The organism is Acinetobacter sp. 1000160, assembly GCF_000588715.1.
GTDB classification, from domain to species: domain Bacteria; phylum Pseudomonadota; class Gammaproteobacteria; order Pseudomonadales; family Moraxellaceae; genus Acinetobacter; species Acinetobacter courvalinii.
Map to the genome: position 1 here is coordinate 184,410 of NZ_JFWP02000004.1, position 24,039 is coordinate 208,448.

The window sequence follows — 24,039 nt, forward strand, 5'->3', positions numbered from 1 at the left end:
ATATGATAACGATTTAAAATTGTTCAAGTGATATAAAAATAATTAAAACGACAAATTGTGACGGTTAATGAACTGGTTCACATTTATTGTTGGTAATATGCCTCTTATTTTGAGCTTTCCCTAGGCCAAATTACGACTTATCAACACGGAAGGAATAAAAATATACAAATCACTAGACGACTGGTCTAATATTAATTTATAGTGTGCTGATGAAACGATCAATTAAAAGTGAAGCCACGCGACAACATATTCTCGATACCAGTTTTGAACTGGTGTTGCGTAAAGGTTTTGTCGGGGTGGGCTTGCAAGAAATTCTCAAGACCTGTGCTGTTCCGAAAGGGTCGTTCTACCATTATTTTGCTTCTAAAGAAGCCTTCGGCTGTGCCTTGCTGGAACAGTACATGGCAGATTACAAAGTCCGGGTCGAGCAGCTTTGGCAACAGACAGAAGCAGATGCCTATGCACGTTTGATGGCGTTATGGCGGGCCTGGATTGATGATCCTGTGTATGGCAGCTGGGCCGAGAATTGCCTGATTGTGAAATTAGGTGCAGAGGTGGCAGATTTATCCGAGGACATGCGTGAAATTCTCAATCTCGGTGGACATCGGCTGACACAAAAAGTGGCCTTGTTACTACAAGAAGGGCAACAACAAGGCTCCATTCCAATGCATCTGGAGCCATTTAAAACGGCTCAGGTGATGTATCAGTTATGGCTGGGTGCAGCCCTGATGACCAAACTAGCCCAAGACAAAGCACCGCTACATCTGGCCCTGGAAACCACACAACAGCTGTTACAACCGATTAAGGAATAAAAAGATGCAAAGTATTATCCATCACAGTTTTGGTGAACCTGCCGAGGTGTTACAGCAGGCAGAAATGCCACAGCCTGAACCGAAAGCCGGTGAAGTTCGTATTAAAACCATCCTGTCTCCCATGCATAATCACGATGTCTGGACTGTCCGTGGCAGCTATGGCTATAAGCCAACCCTTCCTGCCATTGGCGGTAGTGAGGCGGTCGGTATGGTCGATGCGGTAGGTGAAGGCGTTGATCAAAGTAAATTAGGACAACGCGTGGCAGTTGCTGGTGTGCATGGCAGCTGGGCAGAATATTTTATTGCACCTGCACAGGCTATCATTCCCTTAAATGATGCCATTGATAATGAAACAGCCGCTCAATTGATTGGTATGCCGATCAGTGCCTTGATGCTGCTGGATTTTGTCAATATTCAGCCCGGTCAATGGCTGATCCAGAATACCGCCAACGGTGCGGTGGGAAAAACGGTTGCCATGATCGCTCAGGCGCGTGGTCTGCAAGTCATTAATCTAGTGCGCCGTAGCGATGCAATTGCCGAAATGCAGGCCCTCGGCATCCAGCATGTGGTGGCAACGGATCAGGACGATTGGAAAGCGCAAGTCAAAGCCCTCCATGCAGATCAGCCTTTAATTGCGGGAGTGGACTCCATTGGTGGCAGTGCCAGTGGTGAAATGTTGAATCTGCTCAGTGAAAATAGCCTGTTGGTTTCCTTTGGTAGTATGACTGGGGAAACCATGCAGATCTCGTCAGGAGACCTGATCTTTAAACAGGCGACGGTAAAAGGTTTCTGGGCCAGTGTGGTGAGCAAAGAAATGCCAGCAGAACGCAAAAAGGCATTATTTGTCGAACTCCTGACCCTGGCGGCGCAAAAGAAACTGATTCTGCCTGTTGAAGGCGTATTTGGCTTTGACGAAATCAAAACTGCTGCACTCAAGGCAACCCAAGGTGCTCGTCAAGGTAAAGTGTTGTTGAAGCCCTAAGTTAAATCATCACTGCCAGCCGTGAGGCTGGTTTCATTCGCTATGTCGTCATTATAAAAAGGATAATCAGATGCTTGGACAACTGCTCATTGGACTCATTGCCTTATTACACGTCTATATTCTCGTGCTGGAAATGTTTTTGTGGGACAAGCCTTATGGCTTAAAAGCCTTTGGCAATAGTCCAGAAAAAGCACAGCTCACCAAAGTGATGGCACAAAATCAGGGGTTGTATAACGGCTTTCTTGCAGCCGGTTTGTTCTGGTCATTACTGGCGCCTGCAAGCTATGCCATTGCGATCGCCAATTTCTTTTTGGGCTGTGTGCTGATTGCTGGAATCTATGGGGGGTTAACCGCCAGCAAGAAGATTATTTACATTCAGGCCATCCCCGCATTCATTGCTTTAATTGTAGTGAATGTTTTTTAGTCGAGAGATATCAGTAGGCAACTGGATGGATTTATGTTTTAATGCGCCCAGTTTGAGATGAGCCTCATACAGTATATCGGACGATACGATATACGACTAAGCCCCTTAATTGGGGCTTTTTTATGTCTGTTTTTCAGGGCAGGACCTGCTTGCATGCAATCCGCACATGTTGACCTTGAGCCAGATTGGGAACTAAGGATAACAGAATGCTACAAGCTGTCATTTTTGGTCATCCTGCCTGAAGAAAGTCAGGAATTATCTTCTGGTTTATCAAATAAATAAATTAAAATGAATAACATAGAACACATGAGCAATAATAATGTTAAGAAAACTGATGGTACTGGGGTGGGGCATGTGTCTGAGTTTAAGTCTCATGGCACAGGAAACAATAATCATTGGGTTTGATCAGGTCTTTAATTTAAATCACGATGAAGTGTATGAGTTGCAGATGAAAAACCTGAATCCGGGCGCACAGCTCTGGACTGCCTTTTATCTGGTCGGTGTGCCCAAATCTGCTTCAAATAATAGCCAGGCCGATTTTGTGGTTAAGGGTGAAGGCGTGATTAATAAGGCGCATCCTGCCAACCCGACAGAGCGGGTGAATCTGGTCGCAAATCATTTACCAGTCCGCCAGAACTATTCCTTTCATGAATTTGAAGATCTGGTGGATGAGATTGAGGAGCAAACCGGGAAAAAGATACAAGACCCGGTCTTGGGCACAACCGATAATGTTCGTGTATATGGCCAGATTATGGACTGGATTCCAGAATATAACTCCAGCACACCTGCCAAAATCAGTTTTGGGATAACCAACCCACAGGACTTCGAAATTAAAGCGGCCTATGTGGTGATTGGCGAGGCGCAAAAAACACCGCAATTATTGGCGCTGGACATTCATCCGCTGGATTCCCAACAGCTTGAGCCATCGTTGCAGGGGCAAAGTCATCGTCAGCAATTCAGTATTGCCCGATTTGAAGCAAAATTCCTGATTTTCCTGACCCTGCTGGGGGCCGCTATTTTTCTGAACTGGGGCAAATGGCGTAGAAACTAACTTTGCTCATAAAAGAAGGAGGCACATGCCTCCTTGGTTATGGATTTATCTGATCCAGACCTAACCACTGGCGTTGCTGATAAGCACTGTCCCAGAATAACCACTCCAGTTTTGCCCCCATGGTATAGGCGGCATGCATTTTGGCTAGGGTGTCCGCATCACAGCGAGCAGCGACTTTATCTATGGTCGCAATCACATTCCGTACGGCCGTGTTAAATTCTTCGCCCGCATAGGTGTCGATCCAGGCCTGATAAGGATTATTGTCAACAGACTGGCTGATAATATCTTTGCCCACTTCGGCATAAATCCAGAAACATGGCAGTAGTGCCGCCAAAATGACAGGATAGCTTTCAGACCACGCCGTTGCCGTCAGGAAAGACGTGTAATGATGGCAGGCCAGAGTCAGTGGTGTATTTTCAAACTCGGCCTTGCTGACATCAAACTCCTGCATAAAATCATTATGCAAACTGCGTTCTACAATAATGGCGATTTTTGCGGCTTCAGAAAACTGAATCACATCATCGGCATCATAGGCTTTTGCCGCAGCCACAGCCAATGCCCGACCATAGGCCAGTAAGTAATGCGCATCTTGAATCACATAATGACAAAATACCTTGCGATCTAATGTCCCTGCTGCAAGTTCCTGATTAAAAGGCAAGGCTAATATTTTTTGATATAAGTCTTGATTACGTTGCCATACATCTTGAGAAAACGTCATGGATTGAACCTATTAAAAAACATGCTAAATAATGCTGTCAGCACTATAACAGAGTCTGCCGGAGATAAAATTTTCTTCAAAATAAGTGCAACAATCTTTTGTCTATTTCAACGCAAACTCGCCTACAATAGACACATTTTTATCACCCGACTATTTGAATAAAAGGCTGCTCATGAAGCATTTTCGTTTCTCAATTTTCTTTACGGTGGTGTGTCTTGCACTATCGGCCTACTGGGGCTATACGCACGGGCCTGAAGCAGGTGTAACCACCATGCTGAAAGCCTTGACCATTACTGCGATTCTGGCGGTGATGGAAGTCTCTTTATCGTTTGATAATGCGGTTGTAAATGCCTCGGTGCTACGTGGTTGGGATCATTTCTGGAAGATGATTTTCTTAACCGTAGGGATTCTGATTGCCGTATTCGGTATGCGTTTGATTTTCCCTGTGGTCATCGTGGCCGTGACGGCAGATATGGGCATGATTGAAGTGGCAAAACTGGCCCTGAATGACCCAAAAACCTATTCCGAACGTTTAATGGCCCATCATGCGGAAATTTCAGCCTTTGGTGGTACATTCCTATTGATGGTGTTCTTGAATTTCTTCTTTGACGATGGCAAAGAAACCCATTGGTTTAAATGGTTAGAAGCCAAACTGGCGCATTTGGCCAGCGTACCTGCGATGTCGGTTTTCCTTGCCCTGATTGCAATGATCATCATGGCAGCTAACGTGGAAGAATCGGTGCGTCTAGCGGTCACCATGGCGGGAATCTGGGGGATTGTGGTGTACATCGGTGTTCAGGTGTTGAGTCATTTATTGGGTGGCGAACCTGAAATTGATGATGAGGGGAATGCTGTCACCCATGATTCAAATGGTGCTGCTGCGGGTGTGGTCAAAGCCGGTTTTGGTGGTTTCCTTTATCTGGAAGTGCTGGATGCCTCATTCAGTTTTGATGGTGTGATTGGTGCCTTTGCGATTACCAGCGATGTGGTGGTCATCATGCTCGGTCTGGCGATCGGTGCGATCTTTGTCCGTTCGATGACTATTTATCTGGTCGAGAAAGGTACTCTGGATGCTTATATCTTCCTGGAGCATGGCGCACATTATGCGATTGGTGCCTTGGCCTTTATCATGATTGCCAGCGGTACCGGCTTACATGTACCTGAAGTGGTGACTGGCCTGATCGGGGTGGCCTTTATTGTCTGGGCGGTGATTGCTTCGATTCAGTACAGCAAGCGGGAACAACAGGCTTCTTAAGCTTGTTTTCAGCTTGAACAGCTATGTTAAATAAAGGAGCGATATTCGCTCCTTTATTTTTCCCTGAAGAAAGATTGTGATTTTCATGATCTAACTTACAACCTTTGCAGGCGAATGGCTTATAATTCGCTGAGCCCGTTATAGTGTCTTATCAACAATGAATGCTTTAGAACGCCGTTCAACCTTTGCCTTAAGTAGCATTTTTGCCTTACGCATGTTGGGCTTGTTCATGATTATTCCTGTCTTTTCAGTGGCAGGACAATCCTATCAATACGCCACGCCAGCCCTGATTGGTCTTGCAGTCGGGGTATATGGCTTAACCCAGGCAATTTTACAGATTCCATTTAGTTTGCTGGCAGACCGTTTTAGCCGTAAACCGCTGGTGGTGCTTGGACTGTTGCTATTTGCAATCGGTGGGGCAATTGCGGGTTTGTCGGACACCATTTATGGCGTGATTATCGGTCGTGCCATTGCCGGTGCCGGTGCCGTTTCAGCGGTGGTGATGGCATTACTGGCAGATGTGACCCGAGAAGAACAACGCACCAAAGCCATGGCTGCGATGGGCATGAGTATTGGCCTGTCTTTTGTGGTGGCATTTAGTTTGGGGCCGTGGCTGACCAGTCTGGTCGGTATTTCGGGGCTATTCTTTGTGACCACGATTATGGGGCTGGCGGCCATTTTAATGTTGCTGTTGGTGCCTAAAGTGACCCGTCATCATCGAAACTACCAGCAGGGCTATCTGAATCAGCTCAAGCAAGTCATCCAGATGGGTGAATTGAATCGCTTGCACGTCTCGGTGTTTGCGTTGCATTTGTTGCTGACCGCCATGTTTATCTATGTGCCTTCACAGTTGATTGAATACGCACAAATTCCATTGGCGAAGCACGGATTCGTCTATTTGCCGCTCTTAGTGATCAGTCTATTCTTTGCGTTTCCAAGCATTATCATTGCGGAAAAATATCGCAAGATGCGCGGCATTTTTCTCACTGCCATTACAGGGATTATTGGCGGCCTGTTGATCCTGATTTTTGGCTATGAATCAAAATACGTGTTACTGGCCGGCTTAGGCCTGTTCTTTATTGCATTTAACGTGATGGAAGCCTTATTGCCGTCATGGTTGTCCAAGGCTGCGCCAATCCAGTCGAAAGCGACTGCGATGGGGGTCAATGCCAGCAGCCAGTTCCTCGGCGCTTTCTTTGGCGGTACCTTGGGCGGGCAACTTTTGATGATGCAGAATACTGCGCTTGGGTGGAGTGTGCTGACCGGGATTGCTATAATATGGCTGCTGATTAGTTTTGGGTTGGCACAGCCAAGATATCTGTCCTCAATTGTATTGCCTTTACCTCAGACGGTACAAACAGACGAATGGACTTCAAAACTTTTGGCAATTCGTGGTATTGAAGAAGTCGTGGTGATGCCTGAGCAACAAGTTGCTTATATTAAAGTCGATAAACAGTGCATTGATGATGCTGGACGACAAGATTTAACGCACTTGATTGGCAAAGAGGTAGCCATTTGATCATAACTCTTATAAAGTGAAACATATAAATATATAGGATGAAGACAGCTAATGCGTGGTGTGAATAAAGTTATTTTAGTAGGTACTTTAGGACGAGATCCAGAAACAAAAACCTTCCCGAATGGCGGGGCGCTTACTCAGTTCTCGATTGCAACGAGTGAGTCGTGGATGGACAAGAGTACAGGTGAACGTAAAGAGCAAACGGAATGGCATCGTATTGTATTGCATAACCGTTTAGGTGAAATTGCTCAGCAATATCTGCGTAAAGGCTCAAAAGTCTATATCGAAGGTTCATTACGTACCCGTCAATGGACCGACCAGAATGGTCAGGAACGTTATAGCACAGAAATCCGTGGCGACCAGATGCAAATGCTGGATACGCGTCAGCAAGGCGAGCAAAGCGGCGGCGATTTTAATCAACCACGCTTTAATAATAATAATCAAGGTAGTGGCTACCAGAACACGGGTTATAACAATAACAACCAGAATGGCGGCTTTAACGGCGGCAACCAAGGTAATTATGCGGGCAGCCCTCAAGCAGGTAATGGTTTTAATACACCAAAAGCAGCACCGCAACCCGCTGCAGCACCTGCGGATCTAGACGACGACTTACCGTTCTAACTTGTACAATATTTAATTATTGTATTTATTTTCTAGAAAGAACTTGATTTATATTAAGTTCTTTCTTTTTTTTTACAAAGAAAATGTTGCATCTAAATAAAATAACTTTATACAATAAAAAAATTGTATTTAAAGATAGAAAACTCAGTGAGCCTATACCGGAAAAATTACATAGCTAAAAATGGAGAAAGATTTGGCTTACTTGTTGATAGTAAAAATATTCCTGATTTTTGGACTACTTTATATTTAACTACGAATTTACGTTTTGAAAAACATTCTACTCAGAAGGCAATTTTGAATCATTTAGTTCATATTTATATTTGGGAAATACATATTGGAGAAAGGGTTTCTGAAAGAATTTTAAATTTTTCATATAACAAGAAAAATACAACTTATGATAAATTTTACAATGATATGGAACTTCAAAAATTAGCAGATTATTGTAAATTACAGACCATAACTGCTAGGAAAAAAAAATTTACTTCAAAACTCGAAAAAAAGAGATGATATAGCTTTAAAGATTTCTTTTCCAAATTATAAGATCCCAGATCCAGTTGTTGGAAAGGCTCAATTTTCAAATAGATTGACCACCTTTGCTGCATATTTTGAATTCGTTGCTAAAAATATATTAAGAGAACGAGCTAATTATTCAACTTACTTAGACGTTATTGAGAATACAAAAATTTCAATACTTAAACATAGAAAAAAAGGTGGACGTGCAAAAAATAATACAAATGACCCGAATAGAAAATCTCCCCCACCAGAGGTTTTTGAATACCTAATGGAAATTGTTGAGCCTTTAAATGATTATAATCCATATACATTATCAGTAAGACAAAGAAATTATTTACTTTTTAAAATTCTCTATGATACTGGTTTAAGGGCTGGTGAGGTCTTGCAGCTAAAAATATCTGATATTGACTTTTCTCAAAGTGAGATTATGGTTCGGACTCGACATGATGATCCTGAAGATACATTCAGAAAAGATGAACCGAATGCTAAAACTCTTGAGAGAGATATACCTATTTCTGAAGATTTAAGAGATCAAATACGAGATTATATTTTAAAAGAAAGACGTTTTATTCCGAATACGCAGAAGCATGGTTTTCTGTTTGTTTCTTATAAAGGAATAACTAAAGGTTCTCCTTTGTCTTCTATACAATTTTCTAGAATTGTTGAGAAAGCTTCAATAAATGAGGAGTTAACTCGATTTATTAAAAATAATGGAATTTTAGTTAATAGACAAATCACTAGGCATGGTTTTCGGCATAATTTTAATAATAAGTTATCAAGAGTTATAGACCAAGAAAACAAACAAGCTAACGATGAGGGGCGTATGCATGATGTTATTTCAGAGAAAAAGGAAATAGAACAAAGAATGTATCTCAATGGTCATAAAAGTGAAAAGTCGGCTGAGGTTTACAATCTACGTCATACTAAAGAAAAAGCTGAAAAATTATTAAAGATAGAGTTAGAAAAAATTGATCAGAATATTAAGAAAGGAATGAAAAAATGACAACTAAAATTAGATTTTCTGATAAGCCTGAACAAATTTTACCAAGGTTTACTAAAGCAGGGTATGAGTTTCAAATAAATAATGACATATGGATTCTTGATCAAAATAGAACTATTAATTGGAATCTAATAAATATTGATTTAAATCCAATGGTTTATGAAGGATTTAAATTATCAATAGCTAGATTGGCTGAGGAAGTTTCTTCCCATCATACATTCAACTGCTTTATGTATTTCAAGCAATATCTTTTATCATCAGAAATATATAAAGGAGGAATAATAACTTCAAGTTTAATTCTTGCTTTAAAAGCTACTTTAAATAAAGAAAATGAGTATAAACTCGGGACAATCCGTGCATTACTTAGGTGCTGGATTGAATGGAACTTTAATGGCCTTGAAAAAAACCTAGAACACACGTTAGATCGCTTAGTATTGAGTGGAAATGTAAAAGGTAAAGCCGTATTACATCACTGCCCTTATACAGGCCCTTATTCATTAACAGAACAACAGTCATTATTGGTGTGGGCCGGGAACGCCTTTCAAAAAGAAAATCTTACTCTCGAAGAGTTTGCTTGGTTTTATTCAATCTATGCAACTGCTCGTAGACCTAGTCAAATTAGAGCATTGCGTCTTTGTGATTTATCAACCCAGAACAATGGTAATGAAGTAATTTACAAAATAAATATTCCTAGAGCTAAGCAAAGGAATGGAATGTTTAGAGAAGAATTTAGGTCTCTTCGAATTACCGAAGATATTTATCTAGTTTTAAAAAATTTGACTGAAATAGTTCGTAAAAAGGCATTAGAGCATTTAATAGAGTTAAAAGAGTCTGAGTTGGTGCAACTTCCTATTTTTATGAATTTTAGTAAGTTTTATGATTGCAAGAAAATCCATGACTTTAAAGCTATTTTAAATCAAACACCAGACTTTTTCCATATGTCTTCCGCTGATGCAAATTATATGAGTCAAGTGATAAGTAGAAAATGTGAAGCGGTTTCTGAACGGACAGGTGATTATATTCACTTTACCCCTATTAGATGTAGACGTACTCGAGCAACGAACTTATCTAGGCACGGTATTACTGGAGTACAAATGGCATATCTTTTAGACCATTCAGATACCCAACAACTAAAAGTTTATACAGCTCATACAGGTGAATTAGCTTTACGAATTTTTGATAAAATGAACGATGCTATGACACTCTTAGCTATGCAGTTTGAAGGTCGAATTATTAAGAATGAAAGTGAAGCTTTACGAGCATCTGATCCTAGTAGTCGTATTTTTAAATCCAGTGGAAATCAATTAGGTAATTGTGGTGGCTCACCATCATGTCAAGCAGGAATGAAAGCTTGTTTGTTATGTAATCAATTCCAACCTTTAGTTTATGCGCCATGGGATGAACTCTTTTTAGAGTTTATAGAAGAATTAGAACAGCGTAAGCGAGAAGGTGCAAGTGAATTAGTTTTGAAGTCTTATGATCTTCAAGTTGCTCATATAAAAGCAATTATGGATGCATGTGACAAATACAATCAAGTTGAGTCGATTGCATGAACCAGATAATTGCTTTTACGCCAAAACATGAATTAGATTGTAAAAATAACTTGGTAGATTTCATCGAAAGAGCAAAGAATCAGTTAAAGATATATGAAGATCAAGGAGGATTTGCTAGTTCTAACTGGAAGCATTATCTAGATAATGGAAGATCACAGGCAATGGAATTTACAAGTTTAGCTCCTGCGGGTAAAAAAACTGGTAAGCCTATGGAAAGCCCTTTTATTGATTTTGCAAAAGCATATGTACGTGATAATCAAACTTGGAAAGCAACTAATCCAGGCAATATGATGATGGTTTTAAAAGCCTGTCATGATTCATTACTTCAAGTTTACTCAAAAGCTGACATATTATTAGTTGACGGTTTAGTTATTCATAAGATGACAGAGCTAATCTTTGAAAGAAGTTCAGAATCATCAAGATATCGTTATGGTCAAATGATAGAGCAATTCCTTGATGATCTAAAAAAATTTAAAATAAATTTAAAGATTCCATCATGGAAAAACCCATGGAAAAGACCGGGTAATCGAGCACAAGGCACCTCAGTTGAGGATAGAAAGTGGCAAGCTGAAAGATTATTAACTACATACGAAATAATGGCTTTGGCAGATACATTTTCTTTAGCGAAAACAGATTATCAAAAATTTTACTCTGCTCAAGCTGTATTATTGATGTGTGCACCTAGTAGAGGTGGAGAATTAAGTTTTTTAACGACTGATTGTTGGTTTGAAGAAAGAGATATTAAAGAAGTAAAAAATGAAAAAACTGGTAAGTTTGAAGATCAAGAAAATATAATACATTATATTCGTTGGAAAGCTGAGAAAGGTGGTGGCTTAATCCCAAAACCTGTTCATCCCTCAATTGCTTCCACCGCTCGAGAAGCAATTAATAGATTAATTGAAATTGGTTTATCAGCACGGAAAGCTGCTAAATGGGCTATAGATCATCCTGATGAATTTTATAGGCATGAAGGCTGTATAACCTCTAAAGACCATCCTGAAGATTCCCCTTTAAATCTTGCAGAATTCGCTGCTGCATTTAATTTAAAGGATGTATTTATAGATCAAGATAGATTTTCTACTAGTACAGATATTATTAAAAAATATTATCAACAAAAGTGGATTGGAAAGTTAATAGCGAATAAATCGGTGATTACTTACAGAGATTTAGCTGAATTCACGGTTGAAAAATATAAAAAGAAGTTTCCCAAATGGCCGAATATAGCTGAAATTGATAAACCAGTTTATGACTTATTATGTTTAGTTCGAGAAAATGAGTTCCATAATGACTTTTCACCTAAAGAGTATAGTTTTGAATCCCCAAATCTAAATTTACTTAATGATGCATTAGGGGCAATACATCAGAGATTGCCGGGCAGCAATTCACTTTTTAGCGAGTTAGGAATTAAAAATGAAGACGGTAAAGAGTTAGTTATAACCTCGCATCAGATTCGAGTATGGTTATCTACAATGGCGGAACGTGGCGAAATGGATTCATTAGATCTTGCTATGTTTGCTGGACGTTCGCGAGTTGAAGATAATCGTGCTTATGATTTAAGACCAATAAGCGAGTTAAAGCAAGAGTCCAAAAAACTTTTAACTTTAGGTTTAGAAAGCTTAGATGGTACAAAAGCTTTAGAGGCCGTGAAGGTTAATGTACCTGTTACTTTTGAAATGTTAGGTCATAGAGACCGAATAGGTACAGTACAAGTTTCAGGTTATGGATACTGTGAGCATGACTGGACAATGACACCCTGTACCAAAGCAGGTGAATGTATCAGTTGTAAAGAACATGCTTGTGTTAAAGGAATTCCGAAAAATGTTGAACATCTCAAAAAACTGGAAGATGTTGTGCAAAATGAACTTAATCGAGCTGCTGTTGCAACGAAAGAAGGTTTTCATGGCGCAAATGCTTGGTTAATTTACCATGGTAAAAAGCTCGCTATTATTAAGACGCTATTGAAGTGTCTAGAAGATGATCAGTTTCCTGATGGTTTGATACTTCGTATCCCAGAAGAGTTGGATGTTAGCCTAACAAAAATTGCGTTGGGTGAACAAAACTTAATTAATACGGTAGATGGCAAGAACCCAATGTCTGAACAAATAGTGAGTGATTCAAAGAATTTGTTCTTGGCATTATTGCAAGGTGGTTTATGAAACCTAAGTTAATTGATGTAAAAGAAATGAAAGTTATCGAGAATATTCTGAATAAATGGTCGGGTAAGTTAACCTGGGATCTTTTTGCAGTTTCGGTAGCTAAAACATTGAATAAGTCATCTATATCTAAATTCACTTTAATGAGCTATGAACCTGTAAAACAAGCGTTTAATCTTCGGAAAAAGACTCTCAGAGAAGCAAAATCGATGATTATATCTTCAATGGGAGATGTAACGATTGATATGCTTATTAAAGAGAATGAAGATTTAAGAAACCAAGTTTCACATTTGAAAAAGTTACTTGAAGAACGAGAAACTTTATGGGCTGATCAGTATAGGCGATGGCAATATAATTTATCTCAAATGCCGAATGTTGATTTAGCAACTCTAGACAGACCGCTTACAAAAAAATAGAGATTAAAAAATTTTAATTTTAAAGCTATTTTTAATTTCATATAAAATCTTGTAAGTCACCTGTATATGAATAAAAAGCTTGATATAGTGCAACGTTCCAATGATTAGGGCCATGATCACTAATACCCTTGTTAATTACTCTTTTTATGTATCTTTTTTTAACGGAATTACTATTGAAAGATATTACTTTTGTTAGATTGGATTTAATCTGTCTACTTTGGGAGCGTGCGATGGCTTTAAATCTGTTATTTAATTTTAATTTGTTAAAATTATTTATTAATCTAGCAATTTCATTGGGATTGTAAAATTGTGGATTTGGTTGGCAAATATACTCTACAATTAATCTTCTTTGAGGATTTGGTCTCAAATTTGAGAATAACCATTGAGAATGATTTAAATCATCAAAATAGGGGTGGAGTAAGTTGTTAGTGAGTTCTAAACCATAATAATCATCTTTTACGCCATTGCATACTGCACATATTGGGACTAAGTTATTTGGATAAATTGTAAAACTGTCATATAAACTTTTTGGTAAAAAGTGATCTACTTGAGAGATGGCTCCATGATTACAATAAGGGCAAAACTCACTTATATCATCAATTATTTTTTCATAATAAACTCGACCCTCTTCCTTTTTTTGGAGCCTATATGTATAAAGTCTTTGCAAATAGTCAATATCCTCATCAAGGTGAAAATGAGCTAATTCGCATGAGTTTAAATTATTTTCTTGAGCATATTTATCATATAGTTTACCAAGTTCCTGTATTTTTTTATTTACACGTGGAATAATAAATGTGTTTTCATGAACTCTATTATCATTATCTTGGCAAGCCTTTAAAATTTCAATAAAAGAAAAGTCAGGGGGAGTTAAATTTATCATTCTTCATCCGTGTAAAAAAAATTATAAATAATAGCTAAGCCTTCATCTCCAATACTATCGTTATATAGTGCTATAACTTTATCAATTTTTTCCTCATTATCAATTGTATTTTTAAACTCACCTTCAATATTTTTGCAATTTTCTAGTATGTCATTATAATAGCCTGTATTAATATTTTCTAATTTAAATATTTCATTATTAATAGTGGTTATACTAGATCCATAAGTTTCAACAGGGCACGAAGAATAGACAATTCTCTTATTGTTTTTAATTCCTTTAATAATTTTTACACAATTTTTCGGTAGTTCTTGGAGAAGAATAGGTGAGTGAGTAGCAAAAATTCCCATACCATTTTTTTCAATAAAAATGCTTCTTAAGAGTTTAATATAGGTCAGAAGTAAGGGGGGATGCAGATAAACTTCAGGTTCATCGTATAATACTAAATTCCCCTTTTCTAGGTGCGCAATTAAGCTAGAGAGTGTATAAATTATCATTTGATAGCCAGAACTAAGTTTTCTAAATTTTTCAATAGTTTCAATTTTAAATTCCTCAGAGCCTATTTTTGAGTTTATATAATCACTTTCTAACTCATCTTTATTTTTGTAAATAATATCTTTGTTGTTATCTTCATTTGTTTTTTTAGATTCATATTCAAGTATAAAATTTATATAATCCTCATTTTTATCTAAATTTAGAATACTATCTAAATCAACTTCCTTAAATAAAGATATTGGATGTGATTTACTTATTTCAGAGAATATTTTGTGTAATAATTCTCTATCTTTTTTTAATGCAAGTGAAAAATTAGTGTAAAATTCATTCTCTAAATGTTCATTATTTTTTACTTGTTCAATAATTAAGCGCTCGGGTGATGAAGCATTAATATAAAATTCCTTTAACCCAATATAGTTTATTTTTCTATCGAAATTATCATTTGTTAAGAATTTTTTATATGAACTTAACTTATCAAATGGGCTAAAAGATACGAGAATTAACTTTCTAATTTTTTTATTTTTCTCAGAATTTACTAAATAATCTTCAATAATTTTATCTAAGATATAACTTTTTCCATTACCATTGCTTCCGATAATAGCATGTATGTTTGTACTTGGTCTTGAATTCAATATTGATTTAAACTCTATATTGCTTATTTTGACAAAAAAATTTGTAATGCCTTCATTTTTTTTAGCAGAGTCGCTGTAATCATATAATATTGAAGTATATGATGTACTTCTTAGAAAAGAATGCTTAAAAACATCTTGATCTTTTACTATATTTTCATCATCTTTTAAAGTTTCTTTATAAGCAATTTCATTTAGCCCATTAAAAAGAGAATTTACATTTGATCTGATGAAAGTTTCATTGTTGATCGGTTCAATTAAATTTCTATTGGATAATGTTTCATATTCATCTGTAAAGTACTCCCAAATTGTATTGTATGAATCCTCTGAAGAAAACATTGAAAAAAAATCATCATCTAGAGAATTTAAAATTTTATTTTTTATTCGGGAGTCTTCAATTGTCCATCCTTCTTGTTGATTTTTATAGCCAATTTTTAATGTGCCTAATCCACACTTTATACCAGTCTTTAAGTTGTTGATCCAAACAGTAAAATCGGTTTTAAAACCATAATCATCCCAGTCTGTAGCCGTCAGAGTAACTAAAAAAAATTGATCTTTTAGAACTGTTAAACTTTCATTAAGAATTTGATTTTCTTCTTCAATTGATAGCTTTATATCTTTAAAAAAATAATACATAGTAATTTCCTATTTTTATTTATTATAGTATTTTTATTTCATAAATCAATACTTTACTTTTTTTTTAAAAGTCATGTTTTCTAAGTAATTCTGTCAACAAAATTTAGTAGTATAACTAAGCCACTAATGCTTTGAATCTGCTCAACTGGTATCCCTTTGTTCGCTTGTTTATAGGAATTCATGCATTATTTAATCCACTTTTAATCTTAACGAGTTAGTGCAAACTGCACGATAAATACAAATAAAAAATAATCTAGTTCTTCCTACATTAGTCGTATTGTTGAGCCTTGGAATGCTTTAGCCAACACCACTTTAGGATCTAAATTTGATTGGGTAATATTTATCCTTATAAGCTTTAATAAGTGCAATTAAACTTCCATTTCATCAGCTTCAAGTGTGCCTTGATCGTCCGTAAAGATACTTTCTAAGCGAATAAAAGAGTTAGTAAGATCAGCATCATTTCTGATTGGTTTAATATTCACTGATATTTCCCTATTCTTATGTGTCCCCCAATTCCTAATACCTAGAAAAAGGAGGATAGACATCAATATAGCTATTCTAATTTAAGAGTATTATTTCAGCTTCAAATAAAACTTACTCTTACTGTCATACTGATAAGATACAATTTTATTAACTTTAACCATCCGATTATTGTCGTTCATATCCGTTCCCCGATAATGTATCTGGAATGGATAAAATGGTTGTCCATTTTTGTTGACTTGGATTGCTGAAGAATAGCCGTACACTGGTTGTTCTGAAACTTTTCCTTCTTCGAACATTTGTTCAACAATATATCCTTCTTCATTTAATAGAAGAAGTGACCATACGCTTTCCCCATAACCATTGCCATAATAACCATCAATGGTATAGCTTCCTAGCGTATTCTCTCCAAAAGCTTGTAAATTCTTTCTAAATTCTTGGGCGTTCCATGAGGTTCGACCATATCCCTCAATACTTTCAACTCCCCCTTGGGCTGTTTTTGAAATCATTTGGAATTGTCCATTGTCCAATTTTTTAAAGAGATATAACTCCAAAGTGCCTCGTGTAGCATGTGAAGTTTCTATCCTGTCTTCAATTGCTAAAGTTACTTCGACAGGGACTAAATAACGGGCTTCCCCCTGCATATTCTGGTAAGTAAAAATAGGCGCGATACTGATTACAGCATCTGTGAGATCATCCAAGTCACTTGGCTTATTGACATAATAGTATTTGCCACTCCCCCAGTAATCATCTTTTTGTCTTTCTCTAGATGATGTCACTTTATAAAAACTTCGAGCAACGGTATCTGTACTTAGGTTAGGAAGTACCACCTGCTTAAAGTTTTTAGGTTCAAGCTTGGATGTATCATAATATTTAATGGCTGTTGTGGCTGTTTGTACTGATGGCGTTTGAACAGCATTGAGCTGCTGTGCTTTAGTCTGCAAAGTATTGTATAACTTGACCGCTTCAGGTTGTCCCTGCCGAGCAGCACTTTGCAATAAGGCTACACCTTTTTCTTCATCCTGTGACACACCATCTCCATTTAAATACATGACCGATAATGCGTACTGGGATGGAGCATAACCATTGGCGGCAGACTTGGAGAACCATTCAGCAGCTTTTTTATGATCTATAGGTACGCCATTTTTACCTATGTAGTAAAGCATCCCCATATTATGGTTACTTTGATTGTTATCTCCCTTTGTCGCTACTTGAGACAGAACATAGTTTAACCCTGCTGACAGGTTCACTTTTTTGGTTTCAGCACATACCGTTGAACTGGTTAAGACCATACTAGTAGTCATAGCAATACTGAGCATTAATTTTTTCATCTGATTCTTATCCTATATATTGTTGTTATTGATAATGATCAGCCGATAGTAACTGGCGGATTTCACTTGCCATTTTTGGACTACGCCAAGGAAATAGTACCTTAAGACTATAGTTAGGTTTAAATTGATCTCTTGTTCCAATATTGACTTGGAACTCACGCTTCATTGGTGTTCGATGTTCACGCTGATTAATATGTGTTCCCATCATCGGGTTACTGATCACGGTAGTTGTGGTTCTGAAGCGATCTTCGACCAAATTGTAATGGCCTACAGAGGTAATATAGTCAAAAGGATATTTGACTAGGCGTTGATCAGGTTGATCAAACAGGATGATGGTCTTATCCTGACTGTTAATCCAGACTCCACGATTTTGATAATTAAAGGTTTCACCCTGACGTTTCAGTTGTTCGGTCATCCCATCAAAGTAGGTATTTCCGTATTGATATAGGTAGTAAATGATCACAAACCAGAATAGGTCAAAGCCAAAGAAGATATAGGCAAAAGCGCCAAAGGAAAAATTTTTAGCGACAATGAGAAAAATCACAATTGGCAAGACCACACATTTTAAAAATAATTTGGATTTTTTTGGATAGTTTTCGATTGGAATGATTTTTGGTTTCGTTAATTCAGTCATAGTTATTCCCACACATGTTTAATGCAATACTTCACAATCATAAGGGGATAAAATAGGTATTTTTTATAGGCGTGACTTAGCCATCCACCTTATGAAATTGTTCTATTTCAAAATGTTGTTTTAATGCAGCTAAATAAGAATTAGCTCTGTATTCCCCATTGACTGATATAACGAGGTTTAACATGTGGCGAAGCACAGATGAGAAAAGATGAATGAGACATGATAAATTCCTATATGCGAATAAAGGTTCTACCAAATCACTGTCAAATGATGGTGGTAGAACAAAGAGGGGGTTGACAGACTGGGCATATAGAACCAGCACGCACGAAGCGTCCCCCTCCCGTTCTACCGCAAAGGGGGAACATGAGGGTTTCGCACATAAATGCATACTTAAAAAAGTATGAATCAGGTACGCTATACGCACGGTCTGTCAAAACCGACTGACAATGTAGGCCAGCAGGTGCATGATAAAATTAAGTCAGTAGTGAGTCAATCTGAAGATTCTAACTTCAATAGAATTATAGTTAAGTAGCAATCAATATGTATGTGTGAGTTAGTCACCTTACCAAGATAATTTTTATTTATTAATGTAGCTTAATAATATATGGGATTGATAAAATATTAAAAAATATTTTAATATGGTTTTATCATAATTTTTTGATTTTATTTGCTATAATGTATAAAAAAAAGGGGGTGATATGGGAAAAACTATTTTAGATCAATTGAAGAGCTATGGAATACCAATTCAATCACCTAATGAGTTAAATATTTACTCAGAATCTCTGCCAGCTGGACAGTTGCTCGAAATTTCTAATGGATATAGCTTCGAAAAGTCTCTTTTTTGTGATCAGGAATGGAAGCTATATCACGCAGAAATTTTAGCTTTCCTAAAAACTTTACCTGAAAAAAATGCTATTGAACTAGCAGAAAAGATTGATTCACAGGATTGGCATTGGAATTGGCTAAATAAAACTTATCATTTGAAAACTGATGATTGTAATGAATGGTTTTATCTTACAATCGATTCAAAGGTAGAAGCCGCATGCTTAATTTACTTCCCTAAAGATAGTTTCTTGAATCCTTCAGAAAATATTTTTTATGTTGAATATTTAGCAGTTGCTCCATGGAATCGCTATACTCCTATTGAAGATCAAAGATATAAAAGGCTAGGAAGCTTACTACTATTAAAATCACTTAATTATCTCGCAAAGAAATATAAAAATTCTGGGCGTTTTTCATTACATTCGCTAATACAAGCTGAAGGGTATTACATTAATAAATTAAAGATGCAACATGTTCAAAGTAATGACAAACCTTCATTAAAGTACTTTGAATTACCGGATCATGAAGTTTCAAATATTATTGGAGCAGTAGCATGAGCTTGGAACTAGAGTCAATTGGCTGTCATTCATCTAATAGTGTTGAAATCTTTAATGAATTTGAAAACTTTTATTCATATTACTTTCAAATGCCAAATAATATTAAAAAGAAAATTGGTATTAATGATGAAAATTATTATAAGTTTTTCAATATCTACCGTAATAGCCCTAGTAAGAGTCTATTCAAGAAAACAGATTCAGCTGATCAATATCTAATTGATTTTTGGGTCTCAACTGTAAGTGGTAAAGCTAGATTTTTAGATGATTTTTTAGATAAGCCCTATGCTGGTATAAACAGAGATTTTCTACGGGCATTTTTTGATAATTTTATCAAAGAAACTAATTTGACTGGCATACAGAATCATCTTTTAGAGCAAGGCATATATTTAATTTTTGAAAGTGCTAAGGAAGGTACTAAAGTAGATGGTGTCTCTCTAAAAGTTAATGAAAAGCCTGTTGTTGCTATGTCCTTAAGACTAAAAAATTTAGATAGTTTTTGGTTTACTCTATTGCATGAATTATCCCATATCGTATTGCATTTTGAAGAGTTGGATGAGCCTATTGTTGACTATTTTGAAGAAAGCTCTGACGTAGATATAAATAAATTAGAAAAACAAGCAAATAAACTCGCAAGGGAAATAATGATCCCAAACTCAATCTGGAGAACTATTAAAACTACAAGAAATTTAGAAGACTTGGCTAGCTATTCGAAGTTATTCAAAGTTCATCCAAGTATTATTGCCGGGAGACTATCATTTGAAAATAATGATTGGACTAGTTATTCAAAATTAAGAGCAGAATACAAAATTGACTATGAATTCTAAATATATTCCATTTTTAAAATTTAAAATGAATGAAGTTTATGCTTTAAGTTACTTACATGATGAACTCAAGGAAAGATTGAGTGTATTTTTTGACTTGCCAAATGAACTTCCTTCAAAGTCACATAATGATGGTATTGATTCTTTTTCTCCAGAAGAATTACTTGAATTCAAAACTGACGCATTGAAAAAGAAAATTGCAGCTCAAAAACAGTATCTGGCTACTAAGCTTAATTTTGTAAATGAAATCTTTATTGATAATTATGATATTGATCCTTTAGTGAAAATTGATGGAAAAACATATAACTATCAGTCTGTAATAGATGAGTTTGCTCCTCTTGGAATGATACCTGTATGTGGTGTTGATGACCGAGTACCAGAGCATTTAGATTGCGTGATAGCTAGTGCAAAAGCAGGTATGTTTTTAACAGATAAAGTTGCTCTTAGATTGACTGAGTCAGCCTTTGAGGATTATGAGTTCATTGAGTATGAGTTTGAGGATTGCGTAGCAAATCTTGAAGCAGTCTTTGAAAAAATTATTCTTATTTTTGATTTAAGGGTTATAGAAGATATCGAGGCATCTAGCAAACAGGTCATAGATTTTCTAGATAATCTAGATTTAAGTAAATTTGAAAGAATTATAGTATCGGGGTCAACTATCCCTAAAGTTATAACTAAACTCATTGAAACAAAAAAAAATAAGATTGTTGATAGAAAGGAAGTTTTAGTATTTAAAAAGTTAAAAGAAAAGAACGTGTTATTTGATTATGGTGATTATACTTGTGTTAGTCCAGAAACCAGCTTTTTAGATATATATATTGAGGAAATTCAATCTTATATGACTGGGAAAATTTTTTATCCGTATGATCATAAACTTTATGTGACAAGAAGTGGAAAGACTAAAAGTGTAATTGCGCCATTCAAGCCTCTGCTTGATGAGATAGTAAGTAATGCATTCTATAGAGGTAAATCCTATTCCTACGGTGATAAATATATCTTTGAAAAACAGCCAACGGGACTCAAAGTGAATGCATCTTCTATATTAAAGCCTAACATTAGTCTACATATGACTTATATGCTAAGAGACTTTTCTGTTTAATAAGCTAAGGCAAATTGATTGGTCTAGCTCATATGAAGTGTAAGAAGTGTCGATGAGATGAATGAGATCATTTCTTGTTGAATTTGATCGGAAACTTATATCTTTATTCTCTAAAAGTTGTTGCATCTCGGCTTTCCAGAGAATCCTTGAAGCAATATCTTTACGGTAGAATGGGTTATGAGATGACTTTCTCACGTACCTGAATTTTATTGTTTGATTTTCACTTATTACTACAATAATTCCCCAAAAATCAGGAAGAATCTCGAGCGCTTTTTTTAAATGCTTCTGAGTTGTTATAAGTGTATTTTTCTTAAATGAAGATTGATAATGAATGAATTGTTTAGCTATACGCTGTATTTGATCGTTATCTCCTTTGATTTCATAACAATGTGAATAGCTATAAATAGCAATAATATCGGGACGAGCCAAACCGTCTGAAATGGTAACTTCATTCAGAATCTTTTGAGGTGTAATTTTTTTTTGGTTTAGCCAATTGATCAATGCTAGTCTGATCTCAGCATCATTCATAACGAACATAATTTTTAGCTAAGCAAATATTCCTATAATTATAACCTTTTTTGTCTTAGCTTTAATTTTTCATTGATGAAAAATTGTATTTATAACTAAATTTTGCAAAGTAAGAAGAGTAAATCAAACTTTTTATAAATTTCTTGATTTAATTTTAATTAAGACTATGTGATTTATCATTTTTTTAAATTTTAAATAATTTTTTATATAGTTAACCATTTTAAGCCCAAAGCAGATGTTCAAAAGCGAGGATAACTTCGGTTATACCTCGCTTTTTTATTGCCTCATTCCCTGCATCACCTATCCGTAAAATCCTCTTGTTAGCTCATATCTTGAAAAGAATTCAGTGCTTTATTGCTAAAAAATAAAACAAGAACGGCCTTAAAAACACACTTTAAAAAAAGTCCCGGTTGTGATGAGAAATTCTGCAATTGGCCCTCGGTTTTATTCTCAAAATGGCTCTCGTTTCTTGGCTGCCGAAGCGACACATTAAATCTATTGGACGTATGCATACGGAAGCGTCGGTTTAGTCATAGAAAGATCCAGGCATGGATGATGAACAAAACGACTAAATTTTTTGAGGGTATTTTCTATTTCAGAATGCACTGTTCTGAGACCGGAAGATGCGCCTGAAGTGAAGGAAGAACAATAATGACAGCACACCCTGATCGTTCCGAAGCCAAACAAGCCCAAGGCTTACAAAGTGGATTAAAGTCGCGCCATCTCACCATGATCTCGATTGCCGGAGTGATTGGCGGTGCATTATTTGTCGGTTCTGGTAACGTTATTTACGCCGCAGGTCCCGCGGTTATCCTGGCTTATGCCTTAGGCGGATTACTGGTGCTGTTCATCATGCGCATGCTCGGTGAAATGGCAGTGATGAATCCGGATAGCGGTTCATTTTCGACCTATGCCGATCGTGCCATTGGACGTTGGGCCGGGTTCTCAATTGGCTGGCTGTACTGGTGTTTCTGGACCCTGTTGATGGGCTGGGAGGCCTATGTCGCCGGTAAGATTCTGCATAGCTGGTTTCCGTTTATGCCGATCTGGGGCTATATGCTACTGGTGATTGTGTCCTTGGTCTGGGTCAATCTAAAAGATGTCAAAAGCTATGGTGAATTTGAGTTCTGGTTTGCCCTGATTAAAGTGGTGGCGATTATTATCTTTTTGGTGATTGGCAGTTTAGCCATTTTTCATCTGTGGCCGTGGGGCGATCTGGCTCAAGCAGGTTCAACGGGATTATTCCAACAAGAATTTATGCCGAATGGGATCGCACCAGTGATTACTGCGTTATTGGGAGTGATGTTTGCCTATGTCGGTGCTGAAATTGTCACGGTGGCGGCTGCGGAATCCAAAAGCCCGGAAAAAGAGATTCGCAAAGCATCCAATTCGGTGGTCTGGCGGATTTTATTGTTCTATGTCGGCTCCATGTTGATCACGGTCTGTTTGATTCCGCATGACAACTCTTTATTAAAGGATCCGACCTGGGGCACGTATAGCGTTACCTTGACGGCACTGGGGATTCCTGAAGCACGACATATTGTCAATTTTGTGGTACTCACCTCGGTATGTAGCTGCTTTAACTCGGCACTGTACACCTGTTCACGTATGCTATTTTCGCTCTCCAAGCGTGGCGATGCACCCAAATGTCTGGCGCTGACCAACCGTCAGGGCAGTCCATGGATCGGAGTGGTATTTTCCAGTTTATTTGCCGTTGTTGCCGTATATTTAACCGCAACTGAAAGCATGAATGTTTATGATGTGCTGATGATGGCCACAGGCACGGTGGCTTTATATGTATATCTGGCGATTGCCTGTTCCCAGTTACGGATGCGTAAAAAGTACCAGCGTGAAGGCAAACAGATCGATTTTAAAATGTGGCTGTTCCCGTGGATAACTTATGCCGTGATTTTTATCATTATTGGATCACTACTGGTGATGTTGATTGAAGGGACTTATTTTAAAGAAGTGACCTATACGTCCATACTGGCCTTGTCGATTGTAATGATTGGTGTGCTGGTGCAGAAATTAAATAAGGCTAAAGTCAGCAACAATGCCCTGATCCAGAAAAAACAATCGATCTAAACATGCATGAATCATCATTTAAATCCAG

22 protein-coding genes are annotated in these 24,039 nt (G+C 37.1%); 16 read left to right on the forward strand and 6 right to left on the reverse strand.

Features of this window, described 5'->3' with window-relative positions; genetic code table 11:
- Positions 1–209 precede the first annotated feature (209 nt).
- The 4 genes from J699_RS08955 (at position 210) to J699_RS08940 (ending at position 3,269) form a co-directional block, all read left to right on the forward strand.
- Positions 210–812 (forward strand): TetR/AcrR family transcriptional regulator, encoded by a 603-nt coding sequence (locus J699_RS08955; RefSeq protein ID WP_032882827.1) that lies wholly within the window; start codon positions 210–212, stop codon positions 810–812.
- Positions 813–816: 4 nt separating this feature from the next.
- Positions 817–1,794, forward strand: a complete 978-nt coding sequence (locus tag J699_RS08950; RefSeq protein ID WP_032868472.1) for a zinc-binding dehydrogenase — start codon at positions 817–819, stop codon at positions 1,792–1,794.
- A 70-nt stretch (positions 1,795–1,864) separates the two neighbouring features.
- On the forward strand, positions 1,865–2,218 hold the full coding sequence (locus J699_RS08945) for a DUF1304 domain-containing protein (protein ID WP_032868473.1): 354 nt from the start codon (positions 1,865–1,867) through the stop codon (positions 2,216–2,218).
- A 319-nt stretch (positions 2,219–2,537) separates the two neighbouring features.
- Positions 2,538–3,269, forward strand: coding sequence for a hypothetical protein (locus tag J699_RS08940; protein ID WP_032868474.1), 732 nt, complete (start codon positions 2,538–2,540; stop codon positions 3,267–3,269).
- A 37-nt stretch (positions 3,270–3,306) separates the two neighbouring features.
- Here the strand turns inward: J699_RS08940 and tenA are convergent, their stop codons facing one another.
- On the reverse strand, positions 3,307–3,987 hold the full coding sequence (gene tenA, locus J699_RS08935) for a thiaminase II (protein ID WP_032868475.1): 681 nt from the start codon (positions 3,985–3,987) through the stop codon (positions 3,307–3,309).
- Positions 3,988–4,159: 172 nt separating this feature from the next.
- Between tenA and J699_RS08930 the strand changes: the two genes are divergently transcribed.
- The 8 genes from J699_RS08930 (at position 4,160) to J699_RS08905 (ending at position 13,017) form a co-directional block, all read left to right on the forward strand.
- Complete coding sequence (locus J699_RS08930; RefSeq protein WP_005227830.1) at positions 4,160–5,242, forward strand: DUF475 domain-containing protein; 1,083 nt, start codon at positions 4,160–4,162, stop codon at positions 5,240–5,242.
- Positions 5,243–5,399: 157 nt separating this feature from the next.
- Positions 5,400–6,761, forward strand: a complete 1,362-nt coding sequence (locus J699_RS08925; RefSeq protein ID WP_032868476.1) for an MFS transporter — start codon at positions 5,400–5,402, stop codon at positions 6,759–6,761.
- Positions 6,762–6,812: 51 nt separating this feature from the next.
- The gene (gene ssb, locus J699_RS08920; protein WP_032882828.1) at positions 6,813–7,382 is read left to right on the forward strand and encodes a single-stranded DNA-binding protein; all 570 of its coding nucleotides are present in this window, start codon (positions 6,813–6,815) and stop codon (positions 7,380–7,382) included.
- Between the two features lie 147 nt (positions 7,383–7,529).
- A complete protein-coding gene (locus tag J699_RS19805; protein WP_228131920.1) occupies positions 7,530–7,889 on the forward strand; it encodes a hypothetical protein in 360 nt (119 codons plus the stop codon).
- 76 nt (positions 7,890–7,965) lie between these two features.
- The gene (locus tag J699_RS0218690; protein ID WP_228131921.1) at positions 7,966–8,898 is read left to right on the forward strand and encodes a site-specific integrase; all 933 of its coding nucleotides are present in this window, start codon (positions 7,966–7,968) and stop codon (positions 8,896–8,898) included.
- A complete protein-coding gene (locus J699_RS08915; protein WP_079281791.1) occupies positions 8,895–10,448 on the forward strand; it encodes a site-specific integrase in 1,554 nt (517 codons plus the stop codon). The genes J699_RS0218690 and J699_RS08915 overlap by 4 nt, the downstream gene beginning before the upstream one ends.
- On the forward strand, positions 10,445–12,604 hold the full coding sequence (locus J699_RS08910; protein ID WP_228131922.1) for a hypothetical protein: 2,160 nt from the start codon (positions 10,445–10,447) through the stop codon (positions 12,602–12,604). Before J699_RS08915 ends, J699_RS08910 begins: the two co-directional genes overlap by 4 nt.
- Positions 12,601–13,017 carry a hypothetical protein gene (locus J699_RS08905; protein WP_032868478.1) on the forward strand — a complete coding sequence of 139 codons (417 nt, stop codon included), beginning with the start codon at positions 12,601–12,603 and terminating at the stop codon, positions 13,015–13,017. The genes J699_RS08910 and J699_RS08905 overlap by 4 nt, the downstream gene beginning before the upstream one ends.
- 37 nt (positions 13,018–13,054) lie before the next feature.
- On the opposite strand, the gene J699_RS08900 is transcribed toward J699_RS08905, so the two are convergent.
- The 4 genes from J699_RS08900 to J699_RS08885 form a co-directional block, all read right to left on the reverse strand.
- Positions 13,055–13,897, reverse strand: coding sequence for an HNH endonuclease (locus tag J699_RS08900; protein ID WP_032868479.1), 843 nt, complete (start codon positions 13,895–13,897; stop codon positions 13,055–13,057).
- Complete coding sequence (locus J699_RS08895; protein ID WP_032868480.1) at positions 13,894–15,654, reverse strand: AAA family ATPase; 1,761 nt, start codon at positions 15,652–15,654, stop codon at positions 13,894–13,896. The genes J699_RS08900 and J699_RS08895 overlap by 4 nt, the downstream gene beginning before the upstream one ends.
- Before the next feature lie 572 nt (positions 15,655–16,226).
- A complete protein-coding gene (locus J699_RS08890) occupies positions 16,227–17,465 on the reverse strand; it encodes a tetratricopeptide repeat protein (RefSeq protein ID WP_032868481.1) in 1,239 nt (412 codons plus the stop codon).
- Positions 17,466–17,490: 25 nt separating this feature from the next.
- Positions 17,491–18,099, reverse strand: a complete 609-nt coding sequence (locus J699_RS08885) for a hypothetical protein (RefSeq protein ID WP_032868482.1) — start codon at positions 18,097–18,099, stop codon at positions 17,491–17,493.
- 698 nt (positions 18,100–18,797) lie between these two features.
- Between J699_RS08885 and J699_RS08880 the strand changes: the two genes are divergently transcribed.
- Genes J699_RS08880 through J699_RS08870 form a run of 3 tightly spaced genes read left to right on the forward strand, consistent with a single transcriptional unit; the run spans position 18,798 to position 21,398 of the window.
- Entirely contained in the window at positions 18,798–19,478 is a 681-nt protein-coding gene (locus J699_RS08880) for a hypothetical protein (protein WP_050441681.1), read from the forward strand.
- Complete coding sequence (locus tag J699_RS08875; protein WP_032868484.1) at positions 19,475–20,302, forward strand: ImmA/IrrE family metallo-endopeptidase; 828 nt, start codon at positions 19,475–19,477, stop codon at positions 20,300–20,302. The genes J699_RS08880 and J699_RS08875 overlap by 4 nt, the downstream gene beginning before the upstream one ends.
- The gene (locus J699_RS08870) at positions 20,292–21,398 is read left to right on the forward strand and encodes a beta family protein (protein ID WP_032868485.1); all 1,107 of its coding nucleotides are present in this window, start codon (positions 20,292–20,294) and stop codon (positions 21,396–21,398) included. Before J699_RS08875 ends, J699_RS08870 begins: the two co-directional genes overlap by 11 nt.
- On the opposite strand, the gene J699_RS0218705 is transcribed toward J699_RS08870, so the two are convergent.
- Complete coding sequence (locus J699_RS0218705; RefSeq protein ID WP_131224141.1) at positions 21,378–21,926, reverse strand: sce7726 family protein; 549 nt, start codon at positions 21,924–21,926, stop codon at positions 21,378–21,380. The genes J699_RS08870 and J699_RS0218705 overlap by 21 nt on opposite strands.
- A gap of 651 nt (positions 21,927–22,577) precedes the next feature.
- On the opposite strand from J699_RS0218705, the gene J699_RS08865 reads away from it, so the two are divergent.
- On the forward strand, positions 22,578–24,011 hold the full coding sequence (locus tag J699_RS08865) for an amino acid permease (RefSeq protein ID WP_032868488.1): 1,434 nt from the start codon (positions 22,578–22,580) through the stop codon (positions 24,009–24,011).
- Positions 24,012–24,039: the final 28 nt, after the last annotated feature.